Below are 25186 nucleotides of genomic sequence, written 5' to 3' on the forward strand. Positions count from 1 at the left end.
CATGCTAAACTCAGTGCGCATACCGGGAGACACGCATGAGTGAAATTGACCAGTTCCAGCTCAATACCAGTTACCAGCCCGCTGGCGACCAGCCGGAGGCTATCCGTTCATTGGTGGAGGGCCTGCATGATGGCCTGCTGCACCAAACCCTGCTGGGCGTAACCGGCTCCGGCAAAACCTTCACCATGGCCAACATTATCCAGCAGACCCAACGCCCGGCCATCATTTTGGCGCACAACAAGACCTTGGCTGCCCAATTGTATGGGGAAATGCAGGAATTCTTCCCGAAGAATGCGGTGGAATACTTCGTTTCCTATTACGATTATTACCAGCCGGAGGCTTATGTCCCATCCAAGGATGTCTACATCGAAAAGGACGCCTCCATCAATGACCATATCGAACAAATGCGCCTGTCGGCCACCCGCAACCTGTTCGAACGCAAGGACGTCATCATCGTCGCCACCGTTTCCTCCATCTATGGCCTGGGTGACCCGGAATCCTACCTGAAAATGCTGTTGATCCTGGTGCGCGGCGACCGTATCGACCAGCGCAGCATCCTGCGGCGGCTGGCGGAAATGCAATACACCCGCAATGACCTGGATCTGCAACGCGGCGCTTTCCGGGTGCGTGGCGAAGTGATCGACATCCACCCGGCGGAATCCGACCGGGAAGCCATCCGCATCGAGCTGTTCGATGATGAAATCGACAGCCTCAGTTATTTTGACCCATTGACCGGCGAAGTCCTGCGCCGGGTTCCGCGTTTGACGGTTTACCCCAAAACCCACTACGTCACGCCCCGCGAAGTGCTGCTGGAAGCGGTGGACCATATCAAGGCGGAACTCAAGGAACGGCTGGCGGCGCTGCGCGGCCATGATCGGCTGGTGGAAGCCCAGCGCCTCGAACAGCGCACCCAATATGACATCGAAATGATTGTTGAAACCGGCTATTGCTCCGGCATCGAAAATTACTCGCGCTACCTGTCCAAACGCCCGGCAGGCGCGCCACCACCCTGCCTGTTCGACTACCTCCCCCGCAACGCCATCGTGTTCGTGGACGAATCCCATGTCACCATCCCTCAATTCGGCGGCATGTACAAGGGCGACCGCTCGCGCAAGGAAACGCTGGTGGAGTACGGTTTCCGCCTGCCCTCCGCCCTCGACAACCGCCCGTTGCGCTTTGACGAATTTGAGCGGCTGGTTCCGCAGGCCATCCATGTATCCGCCACTCCCGGCGCGTATGAGCTGGAGCATTCCGGCAATGTCGCCGAACAGGTGGTCCGCCCTACCGGCCTGGTGGATCCGCAGGTTGAAGTCCGCCCGGTATTGAGCCAGGTTGACAATGTGATGTCCGAAATCACCGAGCGCTCGCAGCGTAATGAACGCGTCCTGGTCACCACCCTGACCAAACGCATGGCGGAAGACCTGACCGATTACCTGATGGACCACAATATCAAGGTGCGCTACCTGCATTCCGACATCGACACCGTGGAGCGGGTGGAAATCATCCGCGACCTGCGCAAAGGCGAGTTTGATGTCCTGATTGGCATTAATTTATTGCGGGAAGGGCTTGATATACCGGAAGTTTCATTGGTCGCCATTTTGGATGCCGACAAGGAGGGCTTCCTGCGTTCCGAGCGTTCCCTGATCCAAACGATTGGCCGCGCGGCGCGTAATGCTGAAGGCAAGGCCATCCTTTACGCCGACAAAATCACCGACTCCATGCACAAGGCGATGGACGAAACCAGCCGCCGCCGCGCCAAACAAATCAGCTTCAATGCAGCCCATGGCATCACCCCGCAAACCATCCGCAAACGCATTGCCGATGTGATGGAAGGCGCTTACGCCAACGCCTCCCGTGGTAAGGGCAAAACCCGTGCTGACAAAAAAGTGGCGGAAGAAGCGGCCGAATACCGTAGCCTGACGCCCGACCAAGCGCTCAAACAAATCAAAAAATTGGAAGATAAGATGTTCCAACATGCCAGAAACCTGGAATTCGAACAGGCCGCCGCAGTGCGCGACCAGATCGCCCATATCCGCGCCCGTGTGTTCGGGCTGGAATAAAACTACACCCGTATTGCCCTGTTCAGATCAGCTTTGCGTGGCCAAGCATTGATGACGGCATGGATCAATGTCGCCAATGGGATGGCGAAGAATACCCCCCAGATTCCCCATAACGCTCCGAACACCAGCACTGCGGTAATGATCGCCACCGGATGCAAATTAACCATTCCGGAAAATAATAGCGGCACCAACAGATTGCCATCCAGGAAATGGATGACGCCATAGATCACCATGACATAGAGGAAATCGGAGTTATATCCCCATTGAAAATAGGCCACGATGGCGACCGGCAACGTGACAATGGCAGCCCCAACATAGGGGATCAACACAGAAAGCCCTACCAGGAACGACAACAACATGGAGTATTGCAGGCCGAAAATCAGGAAGGTAATAAACGTCACCACCCACACAATCAGGATTTCCATAAACTTGCCGCGCACATAACTGGTGATTTTGCCATTTACCTCACGCCAGACCTTGGTCACCAACCCGCGCTCTTCTGGCAGGAAAGCGCCAAACCACTCAAGGATAATGTTCTTGTCCTTAAGGAAAAAAAACACCAATAGCGGCACCACCACCATGTACACCATAAAAGCGATCAGGTCGACCACCGAAGACAAGGAGAAACTCAACACCCGCTGGGACAACAGCGTCAACTGGGTGCGCAAGCCATTCAACAGCTCCAGAATGAATTGTTCAGAAATAATATTGGGGTATTTTTTAGGCAACAATGCCAGCGCACTTTGCCCTGCCGACAGCATTCCAGGGATTTCCAACACAAACTGGGTCGCCTGCTTAAGCATCAGTGGGGCCAGCACCAACAGCACCACCAACAAGACCAGGATAAACACGCTGAACACGATCAAGACCGCCATGAAACGCGGCGTCTTGCATGCACGGAAGAAATCCACTCCCCCATCAAGCAGATAGGCAATAATAACAGCTGCCAATACCGGTGCCAGCACATTGCCTGCCAGCAGCACAGTGCCAAACCCCAGTATCAGCAACAGGGCAAGAATGGCGGCCTGTGGATTGGAAAAATGCTGGTTATACCATTCGTTCAGCAATTTAAGCATAAGAAGCCTGGTTTGCTTGTTTCAAGGATTTTCCAAAAGGCGCTGTTCAAATTCGGCTTTCAGGATTGCGTAATGTTGCCCAAACAAAGCCTCCAGTTCATCAATCACATTAACCGCAGCTTTGCCATGAATGACGTGCGCCGTCATCAGGGAAGAGGTTTCATTCAGCAAACGCTCACGGTCAACCATGGGGTAGGTTGCCACCAGCCGTTTAATCGCTTTGACCACGCTTTCCTGTGTGGGGCGGGAAATATTTTCTGGTTGCGGAAATTCAACCATCGGTTCTGCCACAGGAGTGGAGGACACCGCAAGAAACTCAGCAAAACGCAGCAAAGCAACCTGATCCTGGGGGTTCAAGTTACGGTATAGCTTGCGTAAACGCTTTTCTTCGGCGGAACCGGATTGTTGGGGCATACCAGGCAGCACATTAAACTCCCTACAGGCTTTTCATGGAAAAATTAAGGGGGGTCATGCTATCAGGAAACACTGGACACTGTCACAAACACCAACAACCAGCCCTGTGTTTGTTTAAGTTCATTTAGAGATGGGAAACTGGGGTACGGGTGCTATGCCGTACCCCAGGAATCAGTTACTGCTGTTTTTTGAGGTTTTCACAGTAAGTGCGGGCAAATTCAAGCAATTCTTCCATAGCGCGCACTTTGAACTTCTGGCGCTGACGTACAAAAGAGAAGTCGCGCGTCAATGGGGGATCCAGCGGGATTGCAATCAAAGACCCCAGTCTCAACTCCTTGCCAATACTGGCGCTGGAAACGATGGAAACACCCATGCCAGCTTCAACTGCCCCTTTGACAGCTTCTGGACTGCCCAGCTCAAGGCAAGCATTCATGGCGTGTTTGTCCATGCCGAGCGCATACATGTAATCGAGAACGACTTCACGTGTGCCAGAACCCTCTTCACGACAAATGAATGGATATTCCAACACTTCTTTGAGCTTGACATTGTCTTTGCCTGCCAAGGCATGGGTTGGCGGCACGATCAACACCAAATCATCCTGGCGGCAAACCTCCACCAACAGATTCTTGTTGTTGACCAGCCCTTCCACTACGCCCAGATCAATCACGTTGTTCTCGACCATGGAAACAATGCCTTCGGTATTGGAAACCCGCAAACGCAGCCGGACATCCGGATTTTTGGCATTGAACTCACCCAACAGGGAAGGGAGCATGTATTCGGAAATGGTCGTGCTGGCACCAATGGTCAAAGACCCACTGATGTCATTGGTCATTTCACGGATCGCATTCTCCATCTCATTGTATTGCTCGAAAATACGCTCTGAGTATTCGAACACGATCTTGCCTGCTTCCGTCAGGGAAACCCGGTTATGAGTCCTGTCGAACAGACGTGTGTCAAACTGGTCTTCCAACTGGCGAATCTGGAATGTTACCGCAGGTTGGGTCATATGCAGCACTTCCGCCGCCTTGGTAAAACTCAACAACCTGGCCACGGCGTGAAAGACTTGTAATCTTCTATCGGCCATATGATTACTTTTCTCCTATTACCTGTCCGAGCAAACCCAACAGAGACTTCATCCTTGCTCTCTCTGTTCCGGTCATCCTTCCCCGGATATTGGTTTAAAATCAAAAAAATTTATCAAAACATATTCCAGCTTTGATTAGAGGAATTTGTTATAGATAGCATAGAACAATTTGTGCATTATGGTTAAACATTGATGTCACTTGAGCAACAATTCGACGGACGGCATCTTTTATCCTATCAACCGTTTCACCTATTTTTATCCTCTATATCACTTTCCGCCGTCTTTTTGTGGGGCTGTTTAACCTGTTGGCCTGGAATTCTTGGATCATCGTCATCCATCAGGATTCGATGGGCAGGCCCTTCCAAATCATCGTACTGGCCACTTTTTACAGTATAAATGAAAGCGATGACCACAATTATCATGACTCCGATCGCAATCGGAATAAGCATATACAAAGCTTCCATCAGGCTGCATCCCGAATAAATTCTCCAGTATAACCTGAATCAGCTAGCTTTTCAGGCGTAATGCATTCAATACAACAATGAGGGAACTGGCTGACATCCCAATTGCCGCCATCCATGGCGCTATCACTCCACTCGCGGCCAAAGGAATTGCCACCAGATTATAGGCTATCGTCCAAAGAAAATTTTGTTTAATGACCGCCTGCATCCGCCGGGCCGTGCGGATGACGAAAGGCACCTGCTGCAAGTTTTCCGATAACAGCACCATATCCGCACTTGCCTGTGCCAATTGCGAACCGCTGCCCATGGCGATGGAAACCGGCGCGCCCGCCAATACCGGCGCATCGTTGACGCCATCGCCCACCATCGCCACGGTTGCCCCCTGCGCCTGCAACTGGTGCAGGTACGCCAATTTGTCATCCGGCAGCCGCCCGCCCAATGCATGGGGAATCACCAGTTGTTGGGCCACCGCAGCAACGGCCACAGGCGCATCCCCACTTAACAAAGTCACGTCCACACCTAATCCGCGCAGCTCCTGCACCACCTGCCCAGCCTCCTCACGCAAGTGGTCAGCCAACCCAATGACCGCCAACCAACCAGCTTCAGACCCCAGGAAAACCTGTGACTGCCCTGCTGTTTGCCCGACTGCTGCGGCTGGCAAATCACACTGCGTCAGCTCCTGCACAAAGCCTTTGCCGCCGATACGGTATTGATGTTGCTGGTAAACACCGCGTATCCCACGCCCAGGCTCGGCTGCCAATTCGCTGAAACCTACCCGTTTATCACTAAGCCGCAGGATTGCATGGGCAACAGGGTGTTCCGAAGCCGTTTCCAAACCTGCCGCCAACTGCTTGCAGAAATCGCTGTCAGCATCACCCAGCGCCTGGAAATTGGTGGCTTCCAGTTGCCCATGCGAAAGTGTGCCGGTCTTGTCAAAAATGATGTGGTTAACCCGCGCCAACGTTTCCAACGCATGACCCCGTGTTGTCAGCACGCCCCTGGAGGTGAGCAGGCCGGTCGCCGCCGTCAGGGCTGCCGGTGTCGCCAGCGAAAACGCACAAGGGCAGGTTATCACCAGCACCGACAATGCAATCCAGAACGCCCGTGATGGGTCATGCCAATGCCACCAGAAAAACACCCCAACCGCAACCAGCAGGATAATGGGCACAAACCGGGAAGCCACCTTTTCCGCCAACCGCGCCAATTCCGGCTTTTCCGCCTGAGCACGTTCCAGCAGGCGGATGATGGAGGCCAGTACAGTGCTATCGCCCAGTTTTTCCACCTGCATGGTCAACGGGCTTTCAATATTGACCGTACCGCCCACCAATGAGTCGCCCTGCTGCTTATGGCAAGGCAGGCTTTCCCCAGTCAGCAGGGATTCGTTGGTGCTGCTCACACCCTCTGTCACCAAGCCATCGGCAGGCACCACTTCGCCGGGCTTGACCAGCAGGTAGTCGCCCGGAACCAATTGGCTGACAGGCACCACTTCCTGTTCGCCATCACGCAGCCGGGTGGCGGTCGCAGGCATCAGCCGCACCAGCTCTTCCGCCACCTGCCCTGCCCGGTGGCGCGCCGCCATTTCCAGATAGCGCCCGGTCAGCAGGAAAAACGTGAACATGCTGACCGAGTCGAAATAAACTTCACCACCGCCGGTCAGCGTCGCCCACACGCTGGCGCTGAAGGCAATGCCAATCGCCAGCGACACCGGCACATCCATGCCGAAACGGCCACGCCGCAAATCCCGCCAAGCCGAAGTAAAAAATACCCGCGCCGAATAAAACACGACCGGCGTTGTCATCACCAGGCTGATCCAACGCAGGAAATCGCGCATCCCCACATCCATATCCGACGCCACACCGATGTACATCGCCACCGCGATCATCATGACCTGCATCATGCCCAGCCCGGCGACGGCGATCCGGCGCAAGGCTGCGGATTTTTCCTTTTTTTGCAGGGATTCCAAACGCCCGGGATCAAACGGATGGGCACGATAACCAATGGCGGAAATGGCGGCCAGCACATCGCTCAGGTGGATGGCGTTATTGTCCCATTTCAGGGTGGCGCGGTGGGTGGAGTAATTGATGCGGAAATCCAGCACGCCCGGCAATTGCTTGACGTGATTTTCATTCAGCCATACGCAGGCGGCGCAAACGATGCCTTCCAGAATCAGCGAGGCCTCCCGGACATTGCCCTCCATGTCACGCACAAAGGATTTCTGCAATTCCGGCGCATCATAGACCTGCAAATTGCGCAACGCTTCAGGGACAAGCTCTTCCGGACTGCTGCCGATTTCCGTGCGGAAACGGTAGTAATCAGTCAGGTTATTTTCCACGATGGCGGTTGCAACAGCTTGGCAGCCAGTACAGCATAGGTTATGCACCTCGCCATCAATCTCCACCGGGTAATGGGCATTGGCAGGAACGGGCTGGCCACAATGGAAACAGCCTTGTTGCGGTTGGGTTGTCATGGATTACCCGGTTGCGCCAACAACGCCCACCTTGGTTTCCCCCCTGACTTCATAGACATCCTTGCCCCGATTGACATTGATCAGCAAAGCCCAGAGGCCGGACTGAGGCAAGGTGACCGGCTCTCCGTAAGACCCTGGCTCCACTTCCGGCAGGACAACTTCGGTGTCGTGGCTCTTGTCGGCAGTGAACATGAACTGTACAGAGACCTGCGCGCCTGTCACCGGCATCCCCTCATCATCGATCACCCGCAAGCGGAACAACGCAGGCTTGCCAGCGACCGGCGCATCAACCCAGCCATCCATGATGCGCCAGCCCAAAGCGGCCTGTTGGCGCAGCTCATCGACATAACGGTTATATTGGGCGATGTTTTTCTGGAAATCATTGGCGACCGCGCCAGAAAAAGCCGACGTGACCTCTTTCCCAACCTCCTTACCATGGGGCGTAGGCAGGAAACTGCGGACAAACTCAGCGCTTGCCCCCTTGTTCGCCAGGGTAATGATAATGGAGTCCACGACGGCCAGAACCAAAAAGAAAGTGACAATGATGGCGGGCACCCAATGGAACCACCGTTTCTTGGCGGCACCTTCCTTTTGCGCCTGGGCATCCCGGGTGCTGGTGATAATGCCCAGCCCATATGCGGTCATGGTGAAGAAGGCGAAATGGATGGCGTAGACATCCAGGCCATCCCAATACAGCACCGAAAGGGGAATGTAAACCGCTTGCGTGATCAGGATGGTCAGCAAAGCCGCCATTTTCCCTGACTTGCCCAATCCCTTGTAGATAAAGAAAAATAGGGCAAACGATGCGGTCACGCCTACCCCCAGCGTCAATGCCAGACTTTGATTTTCCATGTCACCTTTACGGTATGATGAAATGTGAAGGAATGATCACAGGCTCCGTCACCTTGCCTTCCGTTGGGGTCAGCTTGAAGTCAAACTCACGGTTCTTCTGTGTATCGCCAGGCTGCACAGTATAGCGGACTTTCGCCAGCACCCGCATGCTGGAATCCGGCTTCAGCCCCAAATCGGTAATCTGCCCCAAATCCAGTTCGGCATTCGGCAGGTTTTCAATCACCAACGTATACCGTGCGGCCTCCATGGTCTTGTTATTGATCTTGACTTCATAACTGTTCTGGATTCGGCCATCCGAGAGGGTGACAAACAGCGGGCTGCGCACTTGCACAGCAGTCGCCTCCAGCAATTTGCTGCTGGCGATGCTCCAGACCAGATAGACTGTCGCCAGCAAGGTGGCGGCACCATAGCCAAGCGTGCGCAACTTGATGAGCTTGGTTTTTTTGCCTTCCAGCGCATGTTCGGAGGTGTAACGGATCAGGCCGCGTTTCCAGCCCTGTTTGTCCATGATGGCGTCACACGCATCGATGCACAGCGCACAGTGGATACAACCAATCTGCAAACCGTTGCGGATGTCAATGCCGGTCGGGCACACCTGCACGCATAGGCCGCAATCCACACAATCGCCATACCCAGCCGCCAGCCGATTGCCTTGGTCGCGCATTTCCTTGACTGGCTTGATGCGCCCCGCAGCGCCTTCGCCCCGGTTCTTGTCATAGGAAACGATCATGGTGTCCTGGTCAAACATGACACTTTGGAAACGGGAATACGGGCAAATGTGCAGGCACACATATTCCTGCGCCCAACCGGCCGCCAAATAGGTGGTTGTCATCAGGATAAAGGCTGTGCCATACATGGCCGCTGGGGCGCTGCCGGTGAAGAAGCGGACAAGCAGGTCAGACGCATCCCCCCAATACAGGGCAAAGCTGATGCCTGTCCACAACGCCAACAACAGCCAAAGCGCATGGGTCAGGACTTTTTTACGGATTTTTTCAGCATTCCAAGGTTGCTTGTCCAACCGCAAGCGCGCCACCCGGTCACCCTGAACGAACTTTTCAATCAACCGGAAAGCGTCTGTCCACAAGGTCTGGAAGCAGAAATAACCGCAGAACACCCGCCCATACAACGTGGTGACAAAAAACAGCAACACCGCCGCCAGGAACAACAAGGCGGTCAGCCAGAAAATATCCTGCGCATGCACCACCAGATTGAAAATGTAATAGCGGCGACCGGGAATATCGAACAAAACCGCCTGATCCGGCCCCACGGCGCGCTCCCAGCGCAACCACGGCAGCAGAAAGAATACGGCGTAGGCAAAAACCAGAATGCCGGTCTTGATATTGCGGAAACGGCCTTCCACAGATCGCGGCTGGATGGCCGCCTTGGGTTCGATGACGTGTTCAATGCTCATGTTGTTGCAGTATCCAATCGCTCAGTGGTTTGCAGGCCCCGCCACATCGGCGCGATAACCGGATATGACGAAAAGTCCGCATGATACCCTACCCGCTGCGCTTTACATTGCGCGTAATCAAGTTGGAATGCTAATTCATTACTTTCCAACGCTTATTTTCACCAGCCGCTTATGCCAGATAAGCCGCGTTACCCATATAGGCACGTAACGCTTCGGGAATCCGGATGCGCCCATCAGCCTCCTGATAGTTTTCCAGCACCGCCACCAGGGTGCGCCCGACCGCAAGGCCAGAACCGTTCAGGGTATGCAGCAGCTCCGGCTTGCCGGTTTCGGGATTCCGGTAACGCGCCATCATCCGCCGTGCCTGGAAGTCGACGAAATTGGAGCAGGAAGAGATCTCGCGGTATTTCTGCTGCCCCGGCAACCACACTTCCAGGTCGTAAGTTTTGGCGGAAGAAAACCCGACATCACCAGCGCACAGCGCCATCACCCGGTACGGCAAGTCCAGCTTCTGCAAAATGGCTTCGGCATTGGCGGTCAGGCTTTCCAGCGCCTCCCAGGAATCTTCCGGGCGCACCAGTTGCACCATCTCCACCTTCTCGAACTGGTGCTGACGGATCAGGCCACGGGTGTCCTTGCCGTAAGAACCGGCTTCGGAACGGAAACAAGGGGTATGGCAGGCGTACTTCACCGGCAGGTCGGCGGCGTCGATGATCGTGTCACGCGCCAGATTGGTGACCGGCACTTCAGCGGTCGGGATCAGGTAATAACCTTGCTCGTTATTGAGCTTGAACAGGTCTTCCTCAAACTTTGGCAACTGCCCGGTGCCGCGCAGACTGTCGGCATTCACCATGTAAGGCACGTAGGCTTCAACGTAACCATGTTCCTGGGTGTGGGTGTCGAGCATGAACTGGATCAACGCCCGGTGCAGCCGCGCCATGGCACCGCGCAACACCACAAAGCGGGAACCGGTCAGCTTCGCCCCAGCGTCGAAATCCATCCAGCCATTCGGCAACCCCAGGTCAACGTGGTCTTTTGCCCCGAAGTCAAACAGCTTCGGCTCGCCCCAACGGCGGACTTCGACATTGGCGTTTTCGTCCGCGCCATCCGGCACGGAAGCATCCAACACATTGGGGATGCCCATGACGATAGTGTCCAGATCAGCCTGCAAACTGGCGAGTTCCTGTTCCTTCGCTTTCAGGCTATCGCCCAGATCGGCGACTTCTGCCAGCAGCGGCTGGATGTCCTCACCCTTGGCCTTGGCCTGGCCAATCGCTTTGGAACGCGAGTTGCGGGTGTTTTGCAGATTCTGGGTTTCCACCTGCAACGCCTTGCGGCGCTCCTCCAGCGCACGGATGGCGCCGACATCCAGCTTGAAACCGCGCCGCGCCAGTTGGCTGGCGACTTCATCCAGTTCTGTTCTTAAACGTTTGGGGTCCAGCATAGCTCTTGTTCCATGAAGGGGAATTCGGAAAAGGCGACATCTTAACCCAGAACGGCCCTGCTTTTACATGCCTGAACCATGACAGGTGAAGCTTTTGCCGTACTCCAGCCAATAGGACGCACAAAGCTTGACCAGGATGCAGATGATCCTCATCATCAGGATAAATTGGGATAATTGGGGTGAACCATGCAAAATTTTCTCTTGCGTCTGTCATGCTTGCTTTTTCTTGCCTTGGGCGTCAGTGCCGATCCACTGCCGCCCGACCAGGTTCCGGAACCCCTCAAACCGTGGGTCGGATGGGTGCTGGACGGCCATCAAGACCACGCCTGCCCTTACCTCTACAATGCCGAACAGCGCCAATGCGCCTGGCCCGGTTCGCTGGACTTGCAACTGACCAATACCGGCGGCGTTTTCACCCAGCACTGGGAAACCTACGCGGAAACCCGGGTGCGCCTGCCCGGCGATGCGCAGCACTGGCCGCAACAAGTCCACAGCGGCGAAAACACCCAGCTTGCCGTCACCGAACAGGACGGCTACCCCAGCCTGCTCCTGCCCGCAGGCAGCCATGACATCAGCGGGCAATTTTTCTGGGACAAACTGCCCGAAGCCCTGTTCGTCGCGCCGGAAACCGGGCTGGTCAAGCTGTCGGTGAATGGGGCAGCGATCACCTCCCCCGAATTCAATGCCGCAGGCAGCCTGTGGTTGAGCAGCAATGCCCAGGAAGCCAGCGAAGACAACCTGGATGTGCAGGTGTTCCGCAAGGTTGAGGACGCCCATCCACTCCAAGTGACAACCAGCATCCAACTGCGGGTGGCGGGCAAGCAGCGGCAGGCCGAACTGGCACCCGTGCTGCTGGCGGGCTTCATCCCCTTGCGCCTGGACAGCCCGTTGCCCGCCCGCATGGGGCAGGACGGCAAGCTACAAGTGCAACTGCGCCCTGGCGAATGGACTATCCAATTGACGGGCCGCGCGCCGGGCAGTCTCAACCAACTGGCTTTGCCCGCCAGCAGCGCGCCGTGGCCATCCGAAGAGGTTTGGGTGTTCGCGGCGGATTCCACCATTCGCCAAACGCAGGTGGAAGGCGTGAACAGCATTGACCCCAGCCAGACCCGCCTGCCGCCGGAATGGGCCAGCTTACCGGCCTACCTGATGACCGGCGGCGGCGTCATGAAACTGGCGGAACAACATCGCGGCATAGCGGACAGCCCCGCGCAACTCAGCCTGAAGCGGCAGTTGTGGCTGGATTTCGATGGCGGCGGTTATACCCTGCAAGACCAGTTGCAAGGGACGCTGGCGCAGGAGTCACGGTTGGAAACATTGTCGGACATCCATCTGGGGCGGGTCAGCCTGAACGGTGAGCCGCAACTGATCACCCGCCAGCCGCAGGGCGAATCCGACGGCGTGGAAGTGCGCCAACGCACCCTGGATCTGGACGCCGACAGCCGCTACGACGCCCGCCAGGGCGTGCCCGTCAATGGCTGGCGGCAGGAATTGCAACAGGTGACCACCACCCTGCACCTGCCGCCGGGCTGGCTGCTGTTCGCCGCCTGGGGCACGGACAATCTGGCGGCGACTTGGCTGCAACAATGGAATCTGCTGGACCTGTTCCTGGTCTTGCTGATTGTGGTGGCGACTGGCTACCTGTATGGCTGGCGCTGGGGTGCCGTGGCGGGTGCCGCCCTGCTGCTGACTTGGCACCTGCCGGATGCGCCGCGCTATATCTGGCTGAACCTGTTGGCGGTGGCCGCCCTGTTGCGCGCATTGCCAGAAGGTGCCGCCGGGTTGCGGCGCTGGCTGGAGCGTTACCGCTGGTTGAGCCTGCTGGTGCTGGCGTTGGTTGTATTGCCTTTCCTCATTGGCACGGTGCGCATCGCGCTGTATCCGCAATTGACGCCGGAAGCAGGCGGCGTGAGGGATGTTGGCGCAATGCTGGCCGTCGACCAGGACACCATGACGGAAGAGGCAGTGCCCGCCGCAGAACCTGCCCCGGCACCCATGCCTGCTGCGCCGGTGGCGGCACCGCCGCCCGAAGCTGAACTAGCCGCTGGAGCCGCTATGGATGCGCCGCCGGGAAAACCCGCGCCGCAGCAGGCACAACGCAAACTGGCCAACTCCCTTGCCGAAGCGGCGTCAACGTATGACTATGCTTCCAAAATGTCCGTAGGCTCTGGAGTGGACGCCAAACGGGCGGCCAACCTGCGCAATGTCGACCCCAACAGCATGATCCAGACTGGCCCGGGCCTGCCCAACTGGCAGGGCGATACCGTCCTGCTGACTTGGTCGGGGGTGATTACCCCTGAGGAGCGGGCCGACCTGTGGCTGGTTCCGCCATTGGCATGGTCGTTGCTGAAGCTATTGGGCGTGGCGGTGTTGCTGGCGTTCGCCCTGCGGTTGGCGTTGTTGTCCGGCTTCGGCGGCTGGCCACGGTTGCCGGGCATTGCCAAACGTGGCGGGCAAGCGGCGGCTGGGCTGTTGCTGGTGTTGCCGTTGTGGGGCGGCTTGCCGACGCCTGCCGATGCCGAACCGTCCACACCGCCTGCCGACATGTTGCAAACCTTGCAGGAACGCTTGCTGCGCGCGCCGGATTGCCTGCCGGAATGTGCGCAAATTGACGCTATGGACATGCTATTGCAGGCCAATAGCTTGGCGGTGCACCTGCGGGTGCATGCCGCGATCCCGACAGCGATCCCGTTGCCCGGCGGCCAAAATGTCTGGCTACCGCAATCCGTGCTGGTGGATGGTGTGTCGACACAGGCCTTGCGCCGTGACGGCGAGCAGCAGTTGTGGGTGGGGCTAAACCCAGGGCAGCATGATGTGGTGTTGCAGGGCGAATTGCCTGCCCGCAGCAATCTGGCCTTGCCGCTGCGCTTGAAGCCGCACCGGGTGACTTGGCAGGGCGAAGGCTGGCAGGTTGACGGGCTGCGTGACAACGGTGTCCCTGAAGACCAGTTGCAGCTTAACCGCACGGCGGCGATGACGGCGGGGACGGTGGCTCAAGATACGCCAACCTTGCCTGCGTTCGTCAAAATCCGGCGGCGGCTGGATTTGGGGCTGGACTGGTATGTCAACACCACCATCACCCGCGTCTCCGATAGCGCGGTACCCATTACGCTGTCCATCCCGTTGCTGGCGGGCGAACAACCGCTGAGTGAGCAGTTTACCGTCAAGGACAATGCCATCCAGGTCAACCTCAAACCACAGCAAGACACCTTGGAATGGACGTCACGCCTGCCGCAGACAGAGAAAATCCAGCTTACCGCCGCTGACAACAGCGCATGGCTGGAAGAATGGCAGGTCGCCGCCAGCCCAGTCTGGCATGTGCAGGCCAGCGGTTTGCCGGTCAACGCTTATGAGGAAGACGCTGGGCAAGGCGCCATGCTGTGGAAACCGTGGGCGGGTGAAACCCTGACGCTGGCGGTCAACCGTCCGCAGGGCGTTGAGGGGCAAACGGTCACGATCCTCGCCAGCCAGTTCAATATTGAAGTCGGCAAACGCGCCCGCGAAATGCGCCTGAGCCTCAACCTGTTGAGCAGCAGGGGTTCGCAACACGCCATTACCCTGCCGGACGGGGCAGAACTGAAAAGCCTGACCATCGATGGCGTGAAGCAGTCCATCCAGCAGCAGGGCGGCAAAGTGATGCTGCCGCTATCGCCTGCCCGCCAGAAAGCCGTGCTGGAATGGCAGGAACCCGGCGCGCTGCCGCCCAGTTACCGCTTCCCAGCGCTGGATTTGGGCTTGCCGAGCGTCAACAGCGAATTCCGCCTGCAATTGCCGCAAGACCGCTGGGTGTTGTGGGCACATGGGCCATTGCTCGGGCCTGCGGTGCTGTTCTGGGGAATGCTAGCGGTGCTGCTGGCGGTGGCGGCACTGTTGGGGCGTTCCGGCCTTACCCCGTTGAAAGGCTGGCAATGGTTCCTGCTGGGGATTGGCCTGAGCCAGACCAGCCCCTACCTGATGGTGCTGGCCGCTGGCTGGCTGGCGGCGCTGGCATGGCGCGGCAAAGCGCCATTGGACGGGCGGCCTTACTGGCAATTCAACCTGTTGCAGGTCAGCCTGGCGGCGCTGACCCTGTTCGCCTTCGCCACGCTGATTGGCGCGGTCGCCAAAGGCCTGCTGGGGCTGCCGGAAATGCAGGTCGCGGGCAATGGCTCCTGGGCGCAGAACCTGCTGTGGTATCAAGACCGCTCGGGCAAGGCGATGGCACAGCCGCTCGTCATCAGCGTGCCGTTGTTGTATTACCGCTTGCTGATGCTGGCTTGGGCGCTGTGGCTGGCGGTGGCGGTGTTGGATTGGCTGCGCTGGGGCTGGCGCGCATTCGGGCAAGGTGGCCTGTGGCGGCGCAAACCTTCCAAGCCAACGCCGCCTGCGGATGTCAAACCACCCGATGCGCCACAAACTTGCTGAGGTTGTCGAGCACCTCGCCGCCACGCCGGAAGCCTAACCCACAGGCTTCCCAGGCGAAGAAAACGCCTGCCTGATAGCTGCGCCCCTGCGCATCCTTCGGGTAGGCGGCGAATTCCTGGTAGATGGAACGGTAACGGTTATATTCGCCCGGCGTTTGTTGCAGGATTTGCCCCGCCGCATCGTAAACCACGGTGTTGGCGCCTTCACGCCCGAACAGGGTCTTGGCGACCTGTTTCTTGCCCTGGAGCGGTTCGGCGCGGGTTTCCAGCAGGTAGGGCGAATCCGGGAACAGTTCGTACAACACTTGCATCATGCCCTTGCTCTGGAACAGCAGGGTATAGGCCGGGTTGAGGATCACCGTATCAGTATGGCGGGTGATGTCATCCAGGATGCCGGTAATGCCGTCGGTTTGCAGGGCGATGTCTTCCCACGGGTACAGCTTGAACCAGTAATCAAAACGGGTCTGTTGCGGGTTGAAAACGCCTTCCTGCTCCAGAAAGCCGACTGCGTCCAGGTAACAGAAATCCGTCTGGAAACCGGCGTCATCCGCCATCTGCTGGAGGAAACGCACGGTGCGCTCATCTTCCGGCAGGTCGCGGATGCTGGAGAACAGGATGTTCTGGTAATTGTAATGCTGGCCGAAGGTTTCCGGGCCGTCATCGCCCGTGACCAGACGGCGGAAGTTGTTGCGGATGCTGTCGTATACCGTGTTGAACTGGGCGGCTTCCTCCATGCCGTTGGCCTTCAGCAGCGCCCATTGCACCACGGCGGTTTCGAACAGGCTGGTCGGCGTGTCGGCATTGAATTCAATCAGTTTGATCGGCACCCCATCCACGCCACCCGCCAGGTCAAAGCGTCCGTACAGGTGCCGGTGGTCGTTTTCCCAACTGCGGTTGATCGGGTCAACCAAGTTGTAGGGAATGTCCAGCTCCAGAAAACGGTCGTGGTCGATGACATGCTGGGCGGCTTCCACGAACATTTCATACAGTTCATTGGCGGCGTTGTAATAGGCCTCGGCTTCCGCCTCCGTCACCTGCACGATTTCATCGGCGACATAGGGCTGGCCATCCGGGTCGGTGTGCCAGCCCATGCCGACTGTTTCCATCAAGGCGGGGCTGATGGGGTTGACTTTTTCCAGCTTGATCATGCGTTAGCCACCAAAAGGACTGCCGCCGCCAAAGGAGCCGCCGCCTGATGGGCGGTTGCTGGGATTGGCGCTGCTGTTGCCGCCGAAGAAACCGGAACGGGGTTGCTGGGAAGCGCCGCCGGGTTTGACTGCACGGGTGTCAGTCCCACCAGCGGCCGGACGGCTGATGGATGTTTGCGCCCGCTGTTGCTGGTATTGCTGGTGCTGCTGGTAATTGGGGTTGCCCATCAGCTTGTTGGCGATCATGCCGCCGATCAATGCGCCCGCAGCGGAAGCGAGAAGGGTTTCACCCAGGCTCATCCCCTGGTTTACCACGACGGGCTGGGTCAGCTGGGAAGTCCCGGCCTCCACTTTTTTGGCTTCTTCCTCGGCAATTTTTTTCAGCTCCGCTTCGCTAAGAATGCGTTCATTGCCGTCCATATCCTTGAGGATGGCGCGGGTGCCTTCGCTGGAAGGGTATTTTTCCTTCAGCTCGTAGGTGTCCGGGTTGGCTCCGGTCTGCTGGATGACCAGGAACATGCCTTCGCCCTTGGCCGCATCTGAAATTGTGCCCTGCGCCGCTTGGTTTTGCGGCGGTGGGGAAGGCGGCTGGTCGCCGCCACAGCCCTGCAAACTGCTGACAATGGTCAGGCCGAGGCTACCGACCATGGAATAGGAAAGGATTTGCTTGATGTAGGGTTTGTTCATGCCTGACTCCGATCTAGTTATTTTCAGCAAGATAAACAAGGTGATCCGGGAAATCCATTTAACTTCAGCTTTTCGGTATTCATCAACAGCATGGCAGAATTTACACTGAGGATAAACCCGTCGCCTCCAGCAGCTCACACCCCGGCAATTTCGACGCCTTTTCATCAAACGTCAGCATCGCGGCACACCCGCTACGCTGGTATCGGCTGGACATCAGGCAGTCGGCAAAATCGGCATTGCTGTTTTTGTAGTAATGCAGCGCCTGCTCCAGCGATTCTTCCAGTTCGATCTCGACATCGCGGCTTTCCAGCAATGCCTGAAACACGCCGATGATAGTGGCCTTGTCGCGTTTGCCGTAACTGCGCAGCACCCATTCGGTTTCGAGGATGGTCAGCAGACTGATGCGCACGGGTTCACCATCCGTCACGGCTTGCTGAATACGCTGGCGAGCAATGGCCGCCTGCTGCGGATCATCGTTCAGCAGATAACGCACCAATACATTGGTGTCGAGGCCACAGACCATACGTTATTTCCAGGGGTTCATGTCGTCCAACGGGATTGGTTTGCTGCCGGGTTGGTGCAGCATTCCATGTAGCTCAAGGATGCTGCGGCGCTTGGCGCGCAGAATCACGGTGCCATCCGACAACAACGTGAACTGGATTTTGTCTTTGGGCTGCAAATCCAACGCATCCCGAATATCTTTGGGAATGGTGGTCTGGCCTTTGCTAGTGATGGTGGCGGTTGACATAGTGTTTGCCTCTATTCCTTACGTTCAAAAGTATAGTAAGGAATAACACAGGAGGCAAACCTACTTCGCCTTCAGCAACAAACCGCCGTCAATCGGCACGTAGCGCGTCGCCGCTTGGATCAGGGAATTCGCCGTCAGCCCTGGCACGCCATACGCCTCGGTTTCCACCCCGTAGCGATCATGCGCCTTGCGCAGCAGCAGGTCGAAATCGCCATCGCCGGACGCCAGCACGATGATGTCGGCACTGGCGGCGGCTTCGATCACATCCAGGGTGATGCCCACATCCCAGTCGCCTTTGGCGGAGCCGTCGCTGCGCTGGATGTAAGGCTTCAGCTTCACCTCAAAACCAATGGCGCGCAGGATATTCTGGAACTGTTTCTGCTTTTCGTCGCCGCGCCCGATAGCGTAGGCACACGCCTGCACCACTTGCCGCCCGGCAGTCGCCTGCGCCCAAAAACGGTTGTAGTCAAAGCCGCGCCCGTAGGCGTCGCGGGTGGTGTAGTAGATGTTCTGCACATCCACAAACAGGCTGACCCGCTTCACAGGCTGACCCTGATGGCGTAGGCGGGGCGAAAAGATGCGTGAATAGGCAGTGTGGGCATGTTTGCGTCCTGGTTTTCGGCTATGCAAAGATGGGGAGTTTATCGCATCGGAGCAGCAGGCAACATGAGCAAGGGGCGTTGGCAATTCTGGGTCGACCGTGGCGGCACTTTCACCGACATCGTAGCGAGACGGCCTGACGGCGGGCTCCTCACCCACAAACTGCTGTCGGAAAACCCGGAACGCTATGCCGACGCCGCCATCCAAGGCATCCGCGACCTGTTGGGTGTGAAACACGGGCAAGCCATTCCGGTGGAGCAGATTGATACCGTGCGCATGGGCACAACTGTCGCCACCAATGCCCTGCTGGAACACAAAGGCGAACCCGTCCTGCTGGTGACGACACGCGGTTTCGGCGACGCCTTGCGCATTGGCTACCAGCAACGCCCCAACCTGTTCGCGCTCGACATCGAATTGCCGCAAATGCTGTACACCGATGTGCTGGAAGTGGAAGAACGCATTGCCGCTGATGGCGAAATCCTGCAAACGCCGGACGCCGTGCAACTTCGCGCCGGTCTGCAAACCGCCTATGGGCAGGGCTTGCGCTCGGCTGCGATCCTGTTCATGCATGCCTGGCGCTATCCGCAGCATGAAAAACTGGCGGCGGAGATCGCCCGCGAAGTGGGGTTCAGCCAGATTTCCGTCAGCCATGCCGTCAGCCCGCTGATCAAGTTGGTCGGACGCGGCGATACCACCGTGGTGGATGCCTATCTCTCGCCGGTACTGCGCCGCTATGTCGAGCAAGTGGCGCGGGAATTGCCGGATACCAAACTGTTTTTCATGCAATCCAACGGCGGGTTGGCGCAGGCAGACCATTTCCAGGGCAAGGATGCGATCCTCTCCGGGCCTGCCGGTGGTGTGGTGGGGATGGCGCAGACCGCACAAGCCGCCGGTTTCGGCAAGCTGATCGGCTTTGACATGGGCGGCACCTCCACCGATGTGTGCCATTTTACGGGCGAATACGAACGCACGTTGGAAAGCCACATCGCCGGTGCCCGCATCCGCGCCCCCATGATGCAGATTCATACCGTGGCGGCCGGTGGCGGCTCGATCCTGCATTTCGATGGGCAACGCTTCCGGGTGGGGCCGGATTCTGCCGGGGCGAATCCGGGGCCTACGGCCTACCGGCGTGGCGGGCCGCTCACCATTACCGATTGCAATGTGATGCTGGGCAAGTTGCAGCCGGAGCATTTCCCGCCAATCTTCGGGCCGGAAGGCAATGGGCCGCTGGATGCAGAAGCTGTACGCACTGCATTCGCTGAACTGGCCAGCAATGCCAATATGCAGCCGGAACAGGTGGCGGAAGGCTTCCTCGCCATTGCAGTGGAAAACATGGCGAACGCCATCAAGAAAATTTCCGTGCAGCGTGGTTATGACATCAGCGAATACGCGCTGTGCTGCTTTGGCGGTGCCAGCGGCCAGCACGCCTGCCTGGTGGCGGAGGCGCTGGGGATGCGCAAAATCTTCCTGCATCCGTTTGCGGGGGTGCTCTCGGCTTATGGCATGGGACTGGCGGACGTGCGCCACATTCTTACCCGCAGCGTGGAGGCTGAACTGCAAGATGGGTTGCGGGTGGAGTTGGAAAGCTTGCGTGCGGAATTGGCGGATGCAACTGCCACGCATATCCGCGTGCAAGGCGTGGACACTGTGCACTTGCGGCATGAAACCCGCCTGTATTGCCGCTATGCAGGTTCGGATTCGAGTTTGCTGGTTGGCTGGGATGGCGAGGCTGCAACGGAAATTCGGGCTTCGTTTGAGGAAACGCATCGGCAGCGGTTTGGGTTTGTGACGCCGGAAAAGGCGGTGGTGATTGCCAGTGTTGAGGTTGAGGGGATTGCTGGGGAGGCTATCGCCTCCTTACCCCCCATCCCCGACCCTTCCCCCGCAGGGGGGGATGGGAGAACAGAGAATATCACTTCGCATCCAGTGTTTGTGCGGGGAAAATGGCAGGCGACGCCGTTTTATCAGCGGGATGATTTGCTTGCTGGGGAAACGATTGTTGGCCCGGCAGTGATTTTGGAAAGCACCGGGACAGTGGTTGTGGAACCAGGTTGGTCAGTGCAATTGACTGGGCAGGGGGATCTGGTGATGGAAAGAAGAAACCCCTCCCAACCTCCCCTTATCAGGGGAGGGGCTGGCCGCGACTCCACGTCTCTTGCCCCCACCAATATTCCCGACCCCATCCGTCTGGAAATCTTCAATAACCTGTTCATGTCCATCGCCGAACAAATGGGCTTCGTGCTGGAACAGACCGCCGTGTCGGTCAATATCAAGGAACGGCTGGACTTTTCCTGCGCCATCTTCGACCCCGACGGCAATCTGGTGGCGAATGCGCCGCACATGCCGGTGCATCTGGGCAGCATGAGCGAAAGCATCAAGGCCGTGATCAACGCCAACGCAGGCGCAATGGCACCGGGCGATGTGTTTGTGCTGAACGACCCGTACCACGGCGGCACCCACCTGCCCGACATTACCGTGGTCAAGCCAGTGTTTGCGGAAAGCGGCCAGACGATCATTTTCTACGTCGCCACCCGTGGCCACCATGCGGATGTCGGCGGGATCACCCCCGGTTCGATCCCACCACTCAGCCGCAGCATCGGGGAAGAAGGCATTCTGCTGACCAATGTCAAACTGGTGGAAAACGGGCGTTTCCGTGAGGGTGAAATCCGCGCCCTGCTCGCTTCCGGCCCCTTCCCTGCCCGCAATATCAGCTACAACATCGCCGACCTGAAGGCACAACTGGCGGCCTGCGCACGGGGTGAATCCGAACTCCGGCGCATGGTCGGGCAGATGGGCTTAAGCACCGTGCAGGCCTACATGCGCCATGTGCAGGACAACGCGGAAGAATCCGTGCGGCGCGTGATCGGCAAACTCAGGGACGGCAACTTCCAATATGACATGGACGATGGTAGCCGGATTTGCGTACAGATTACGGTGGATGCGCAAAACCGTTCCGCCACCCTGGATTTCAGCGGAACCAGCCCGCAGCACCCCGGCAACCTGAACGCGCCGACCGCGATCACCCGCGCCGCCGTGCTGTACGTGTTCCGCTGCCTGGTGGATGACAATATCCCGTTGAACGAAGGTTGCCTGAAACCGCTCGACATCATCATCCCAGCAGGCTCCATGCTCAACCCGCAATACCCGGCGGCAGTGGTGGCAGGCAATGTGGAAACCTCGCAATACGTGGTGGATGCGCTGTTTGGCGCGCTCGGCGTCATGGGTGCGGCGCAAGGCACCATGAACAACGTCACCTGGGGCAACGGGCGCCATCAATATTACGAAACACTATGCGGCGGCGCGGGCGCGACAGCGAATGCGGATGGGGCCAGCGCGGTGCATACCCACATGACCAACTCGCGCCTGACTGACCCGGAAATCCTCGAAACCCGCTTCCCGGTGCGGCTGGAAGCGTTCCACATCCGCCCCCATTCCGGCGGCAAAGGCAGGCATAACGGCGGCGACGGTGTGGTGCGTAAAACCCGTTTCCTCGAACCGATGACCGTGAGCATTGTTTCAGGGCACCGCAAGGTCGCGCCGTATGGCATGGCAGGCGGCAGGAATGGGCAATGCGGCGTCAACCGGGTGCTGCGCAATGACGGTTATCTGGAAACGCTGGCAGGGATTGCCCAAGTGGAAGTGGAGGCAGGCGATGTGCTGACTATCGCCACGCCTGGCGGTGGCGGGTATGGCAAGGCTTAGTAATCCACCTTGCCGCGCCCGGCCTTGATCTGGCTGCGCTTTTTCTTGCTATCCACCCGTTTGATCTGGGAACTGCGGGTTGGGCGGGTGGCCTTGCGTTTCTTCTGCACTTTGGTGGCCTCCAGAATCAGCTGGTGCAGGCGTTCCAGCGCATCTGCCCGGTTTTTCTCCTGACTGTTAAGGGTTTGCGCCTTGATGACAATAATGCCATCGCCGGAAATGCGCTGGTCGGGATAGGCCAGCAATTTTTCCTTCCACATTTCCGGCAACGAGGAGGCATTAATGTCGAAACGCAGGTGGATGGCGGTCGACACCTTGTTGACGTTCTGCCCGCCGGAGCCTTGCGCACGGATAGGTTGGAAGTCGATTTCTTCCGCTGGAATCTGGATATTGTTGGAAAACTTCAGCATTGGGTTACGGCTTGGCATGTGCAGATTGTTACTGCCATCAATGTAGCATACGTATTGCCCAACCCGCCTATGCTAAACTGCCCTGCTTGTCCCATCCCAAAGGAAATTTGCATGGACACCCGCCCTGCCCACCCCTTGCAGCGCCTGTTCAACTACGCCCGGCAATACCGCCCTGATGTCATCAAGGCGACGGTTTACTCCGTGCTCAACAAGTTTTTCGACATCCTGCCAGAAGTGCTGATCGGGGTGGCGGTGGATGTTGTGGTCAACCAACAGGATTCGTTCCTAGCCAAAATGGGCATTGCCGACCCCAAGCAGCAAATCATCTCACTGGCGGTATTGACTGCGGTTGTGTGGATCGCCGAATCGCTGTTTGAATACCTGTACAACCTCAAGTGGCGCAATCTGGCGCAGAACCTGCAACACGACCTGCGCATGGACGCCTACCGCCATGTGCAGCAACTGGACATGGCCTGGTTTGAACGCAACCGCAGCGGCAACCTGCTGTCGGTGCTCAACGAAGACATCAACCAGATGGAGCGTTTCCTCAATGGCGGGGCGAATGACCTGCTCCAGGTGTTCGTCGGCACACTGATGGTCAGCGGGGTGTTCTTTGCCCTGACCAGCAGCCTCGCCGTCCTCGCCCTGCTGCCGATCCCCTTTATCCTGTACGGCGCGTTCTGGTTCCAGAACCGGCTGGCGCCGCGTTACGCCGCCATGCGCGAAGCCGCCGGGGCGCTGGCGACCCGCCTCAGCAACAACCTGAGCGGCATCGCCACCGTCAAGGCTTACACGGCGGAGGATTTCGAGGCCGAACACATCCGCCAGGGTTCCGACCTGTACCGGGTGCGCAATGCGGAAGCGATCCGTTGGTCATCCGCGATCACCCCTGTCATTCGCGTTGCCATTCTGGTCGGTTTCACCATTACGTTGTTGTACGGCGGTTTCATGGCTTTGGATGGCGAAATTGGCGTGGGCAGTTACTCGGTGCTGGTCTACCTGACCCAGCGGCTGTTGTGGCCGATGACGCGGCTGGCCGACATGACCGATTTGTACCAGCGTTCGATGGCCTCCATCGACCGGGTGCTGGGCTTGCTGCATACCCCGATGGAAATCAGCTACGCCGGGCAGGCGCTGGATACCGCCAGCGTCAAGGGCGGACTGGAATTTGCCGATGTCAGTTTCAGCTACCCCGGCCAGAACCGCCCTGCCCTCAGCAACCTCAACCTGGACATTGCCGCTGGCGAAACCGTCGCCTTTGTCGGCGGCACCGGCGGCGGCAAGAGCACCCTGATCAAGCTGCTGCTGCGCTTCCACGACCCACAGCAAGGCTGCATCCGGCTTGATGGGCAGGCGATCACGGGACTGCAATTGCAGGATTTGCGGCGCGCCATGGGCTATGTGGCGCAGGATACGTTTCTGGCCGACGCCAGCGTGGCGGAAAACATTGCCTACGGCAGCCACGATACCCCGCGTGACGCCGTGGTCGCCGCCGCCAAAGCAGCAGAGGCGCATGAATTCATCAGCCATTTGCCACAGGGCTACGATACCCAGGTCGGCGAACGCGGCATGAAACTGTCCGGCGGGCAACGTCAACGGTTAGCATTGGCACGCGCCATTCTCAAGAATCCGCCTATCCTGATCCTGGATGAAGCCACTTCGGCAGTGGACAATGAAACCGAAGCCGCCATCCAACGTTCCCTCGACCGGCTGGTGGTCGGGCGCACCAGCCTGATCATTGCGCATCGCCTTTCCACCGTGCGCCATGCGCATTGCATCCATGTGCTGGAGCACGGGCGGATTGTGGAATCTGGCACGCATGAGGAGTTGGTGCAACGCAATGGAGTTTATGCCGCCTTGTGGCGTCTGCAAACCGGGGAGCGGGAGGGAATAGAATGATGTGAATTAACCACAATTGGACAGGCTAGGCCATGGCATTCACACCAAAGTTCCTGGATTCACTCACCCCAAAGGGAAAACCCTACCGGCTGATGGAAGGGAAACAGCTTCCCGGCTTTGGCGTGCAGGTGTCACCCGGCGGCAAGGTCACATTCATTTACCTGTACCGCACCCCAACTGAAAACAAACAGCGCGTCATGACGCTGGGCGGCTATTACGGCACTGGGCGCGATGGCCTTGCGCGTGATGGTGGCCTGAGCCTGAGTGTACTGGTCTAATAATCCCGGACACCTCATAAAGGGCACACTCCCCACACGAGG

At 58.0% G+C, this 25186-nt stretch carries 19 protein-coding genes; 5 read left to right on the forward strand and 14 right to left on the reverse strand.

Translation table 11 applies throughout. The annotated features are described in order from the left end of the window. Nucleotides 1-35 precede the first annotated feature (35 nt). Entirely contained in the window at nt 36-2060 is a 2025-nt protein-coding gene (gene uvrB / locus VSS37_RS01525; protein ID WP_324692840.1) for an excinuclease ABC subunit UvrB, read from the forward strand. A 2-nt stretch (nt 2061-2062) separates the two neighbouring features. On the opposite strand, the gene VSS37_RS01530 is transcribed toward uvrB, so the two are convergent. The 8 genes from VSS37_RS01530 to serS all read right to left on the reverse strand — a co-directional run bounded on the left by VSS37_RS01530 (nt 2063) and on the right by serS (nt 11269). After that, entirely contained in the window at nt 2063-3136 is a 1074-nt protein-coding gene (locus VSS37_RS01530; RefSeq protein ID WP_324692841.1) for an AI-2E family transporter, read from the reverse strand. A gap of 21 nt (nt 3137-3157) precedes the next feature. Beyond that, complete coding sequence (locus tag VSS37_RS01535) at nt 3158-3550, reverse strand: hypothetical protein (RefSeq protein WP_324692842.1); 393 nt, start codon at nt 3548-3550, stop codon at nt 3158-3160. A gap of 175 nt (nt 3551-3725) precedes the next feature. Then, nucleotides 3726-4634: a selenium metabolism-associated LysR family transcriptional regulator gene (locus tag VSS37_RS01540; RefSeq protein WP_324692843.1), complete on the reverse strand. Its 909-nt coding sequence runs from the start codon at nt 4632-4634 to the stop codon at nt 3726-3728. A gap of 245 nt (nt 4635-4879) precedes the next feature. Continuing rightward, nucleotides 4880-5098 (reverse strand): cbb3-type cytochrome oxidase assembly protein CcoS, encoded by a 219-nt coding sequence (ccoS, locus tag VSS37_RS01545; RefSeq protein WP_324692844.1) that lies wholly within the window; start codon nt 5096-5098, stop codon nt 4880-4882. Between the two features lie 43 nt (nt 5099-5141). Continuing rightward, nucleotides 5142-7562: a heavy metal translocating P-type ATPase gene (locus VSS37_RS01550; RefSeq protein WP_324692846.1), complete on the reverse strand. Its 2421-nt coding sequence runs from the start codon at nt 7560-7562 to the stop codon at nt 5142-5144. Nucleotides 7563-7565: 3 nt separating this feature from the next. Then, nucleotides 7566-8414 carry a FixH family protein gene (locus tag VSS37_RS01555; protein ID WP_324692848.1) on the reverse strand — a complete coding sequence of 283 codons (849 nt, stop codon included), beginning with the start codon at nt 8412-8414 and terminating at the stop codon, nt 7566-7568. A gap of 7 nt (nt 8415-8421) precedes the next feature. Beyond that, nucleotides 8422-9825, reverse strand: a complete 1404-nt coding sequence (gene ccoG, locus VSS37_RS01560; RefSeq protein ID WP_324692849.1) for a cytochrome c oxidase accessory protein CcoG — start codon at nt 9823-9825, stop codon at nt 8422-8424. A 169-nt stretch (nt 9826-9994) separates the two neighbouring features. Next, nucleotides 9995-11269 (reverse strand): serine--tRNA ligase, encoded by a 1275-nt coding sequence (serS, locus tag VSS37_RS01565; RefSeq protein WP_324692850.1) that lies wholly within the window; start codon nt 11267-11269, stop codon nt 9995-9997. A gap of 186 nt (nt 11270-11455) precedes the next feature. Between serS and VSS37_RS01570 the strand changes: the two genes are divergently transcribed. Further along, nucleotides 11456-15673, forward strand: coding sequence for a hypothetical protein (locus VSS37_RS01570; RefSeq protein ID WP_324692852.1), 4218 nt, complete (start codon nt 11456-11458; stop codon nt 15671-15673). On the opposite strand, the gene VSS37_RS01575 is transcribed toward VSS37_RS01570, so the two are convergent. The 5 genes from VSS37_RS01575 to VSS37_RS01595 all read right to left on the reverse strand — a co-directional run bounded on the left by VSS37_RS01575 (nt 15642) and on the right by VSS37_RS01595 (nt 18798). Continuing rightward, nucleotides 15642-16820 (reverse strand): glutathionylspermidine synthase family protein, encoded by a 1179-nt coding sequence (locus VSS37_RS01575; protein ID WP_324692853.1) that lies wholly within the window; start codon nt 16818-16820, stop codon nt 15642-15644. The genes VSS37_RS01570 and VSS37_RS01575 overlap by 32 nt on opposite strands. Before the next feature lie 3 nt (nt 16821-16823). After that, entirely contained in the window at nt 16824-17507 is a 684-nt protein-coding gene (locus VSS37_RS01580; RefSeq protein WP_324692855.1) for a Cj0371 family chemotaxis-regulating polar lipoprotein, read from the reverse strand. A gap of 100 nt (nt 17508-17607) precedes the next feature. After that, nucleotides 17608-18030, reverse strand: coding sequence for a type II toxin-antitoxin system VapC family toxin (locus VSS37_RS01585; RefSeq protein ID WP_324692856.1), 423 nt, complete (start codon nt 18028-18030; stop codon nt 17608-17610). Nucleotides 18031-18033: 3 nt separating this feature from the next. Continuing rightward, nucleotides 18034-18255 carry an AbrB/MazE/SpoVT family DNA-binding domain-containing protein gene (locus tag VSS37_RS01590; protein WP_324692857.1) on the reverse strand — a complete coding sequence of 74 codons (222 nt, stop codon included), beginning with the start codon at nt 18253-18255 and terminating at the stop codon, nt 18034-18036. A gap of 60 nt (nt 18256-18315) precedes the next feature. Further along, nucleotides 18316-18798: a LabA-like NYN domain-containing protein gene (locus VSS37_RS01595; protein WP_324692858.1), complete on the reverse strand. Its 483-nt coding sequence runs from the start codon at nt 18796-18798 to the stop codon at nt 18316-18318. A gap of 123 nt (nt 18799-18921) precedes the next feature. On the opposite strand from VSS37_RS01595, the gene VSS37_RS01600 reads away from it, so the two are divergent. Beyond that, on the forward strand, nt 18922-22557 hold the full coding sequence (locus VSS37_RS01600) for a hydantoinase B/oxoprolinase family protein (protein WP_324692860.1): 3636 nt from the start codon (nt 18922-18924) through the stop codon (nt 22555-22557). On the opposite strand, the gene arfB is transcribed toward VSS37_RS01600, so the two are convergent. Next, complete coding sequence (gene arfB, locus VSS37_RS01605; protein WP_445971466.1) at nt 22554-22985, reverse strand: alternative ribosome rescue aminoacyl-tRNA hydrolase ArfB; 432 nt, start codon at nt 22983-22985, stop codon at nt 22554-22556. The genes VSS37_RS01600 and arfB overlap by 4 nt on opposite strands. A 93-nt stretch (nt 22986-23078) precedes the next feature. Between arfB and VSS37_RS01610 the strand changes: the two genes are divergently transcribed. Together VSS37_RS01610 and VSS37_RS01615 are read left to right on the forward strand one after the other, a co-directional pair. Continuing rightward, nucleotides 23079-24866, forward strand: coding sequence for an ABC transporter ATP-binding protein (locus VSS37_RS01610; RefSeq protein ID WP_324692861.1), 1788 nt, complete (start codon nt 23079-23081; stop codon nt 24864-24866). A gap of 32 nt (nt 24867-24898) precedes the next feature. Then, nucleotides 24899-25144 (forward strand): Arm DNA-binding domain-containing protein, encoded by a 246-nt coding sequence (locus VSS37_RS01615; protein WP_324692863.1) that lies wholly within the window; start codon nt 24899-24901, stop codon nt 25142-25144. The last annotated feature ends 42 nt before the right edge of the window (nt 25145-25186 follow it).

This window comes from Candidatus Thiothrix phosphatis (assembly GCF_035668035.1).
Taxonomy (GTDB): domain Bacteria; phylum Pseudomonadota; class Gammaproteobacteria; order Thiotrichales; family Thiotrichaceae; genus Thiothrix; species Thiothrix phosphatis.

Coding starts and splice junctions, on each gene's coding strand:
- VSS37_RS01615 (WP_324692863.1), top strand. CDS start 24,899: ATGGCATTCACACCAAAGTTCCTGGATTCACTCACCCCAAAGGGAAAA.
- VSS37_RS01610 (WP_324692861.1), top strand. CDS start 23,079: ATGGACACCCGCCCTGCCCACCCCTTGCAGCGCCTGTTCAACTACGCC.
- VSS37_RS01570 (WP_324692852.1), top strand. CDS start 11,456: ATGCAAAATTTTCTCTTGCGTCTGTCATGCTTGCTTTTTCTTGCCTTG.
- ccoS (WP_324692844.1), bottom strand. CDS start 5,098: ATGGAAGCTTTGTATATGCTTATTCCGATTGCGATCGGAGTCATGATA.
- serS (WP_324692850.1), bottom strand. CDS start 11,269: ATGCTGGACCCCAAACGTTTAAGAACAGAACTGGATGAAGTCGCCAGC.
- VSS37_RS01600 (WP_324692860.1), top strand. CDS start 18,922: ATGAGCAAGGGGCGTTGGCAATTCTGGGTCGACCGTGGCGGCACTTTC.
- arfB (WP_445971466.1), bottom strand. CDS start 22,985: ATGCCAAGCCGTAACCCAATGCTGAAGTTTTCCAACAATATCCAGATT.
- VSS37_RS01575 (WP_324692853.1), bottom strand. CDS start 16,820: ATGATCAAGCTGGAAAAAGTCAACCCCATCAGCCCCGCCTTGATGGAA.
- VSS37_RS01550 (WP_324692846.1), bottom strand. CDS start 7,562: ATGACAACCCAACCGCAACAAGGCTGTTTCCATTGTGGCCAGCCCGTT.
- VSS37_RS01590 (WP_324692857.1), bottom strand. CDS start 18,255: ATGTCAACCGCCACCATCACTAGCAAAGGCCAGACCACCATTCCCAAA.
- VSS37_RS01535 (WP_324692842.1), bottom strand. CDS start 3,550: ATGCCCCAACAATCCGGTTCCGCCGAAGAAAAGCGTTTACGCAAGCTA.
- ccoG (WP_324692849.1), bottom strand. CDS start 9,825: ATGAGCATTGAACACGTCATCGAACCCAAGGCGGCCATCCAGCCGCGA.
- VSS37_RS01555 (WP_324692848.1), bottom strand. CDS start 8,414: ATGGAAAATCAAAGTCTGGCATTGACGCTGGGGGTAGGCGTGACCGCA.
- VSS37_RS01540 (WP_324692843.1), bottom strand. CDS start 4,634: ATGGCCGATAGAAGATTACAAGTCTTTCACGCCGTGGCCAGGTTGTTG.
- uvrB (WP_324692840.1), top strand. CDS start 36: ATGAGTGAAATTGACCAGTTCCAGCTCAATACCAGTTACCAGCCCGCT.
- VSS37_RS01530 (WP_324692841.1), bottom strand. CDS start 3,136: ATGCTTAAATTGCTGAACGAATGGTATAACCAGCATTTTTCCAATCCA.
- VSS37_RS01580 (WP_324692855.1), bottom strand. CDS start 17,507: ATGAACAAACCCTACATCAAGCAAATCCTTTCCTATTCCATGGTCGGT.
- VSS37_RS01585 (WP_324692856.1), bottom strand. CDS start 18,030: ATGGTCTGTGGCCTCGACACCAATGTATTGGTGCGTTATCTGCTGAAC.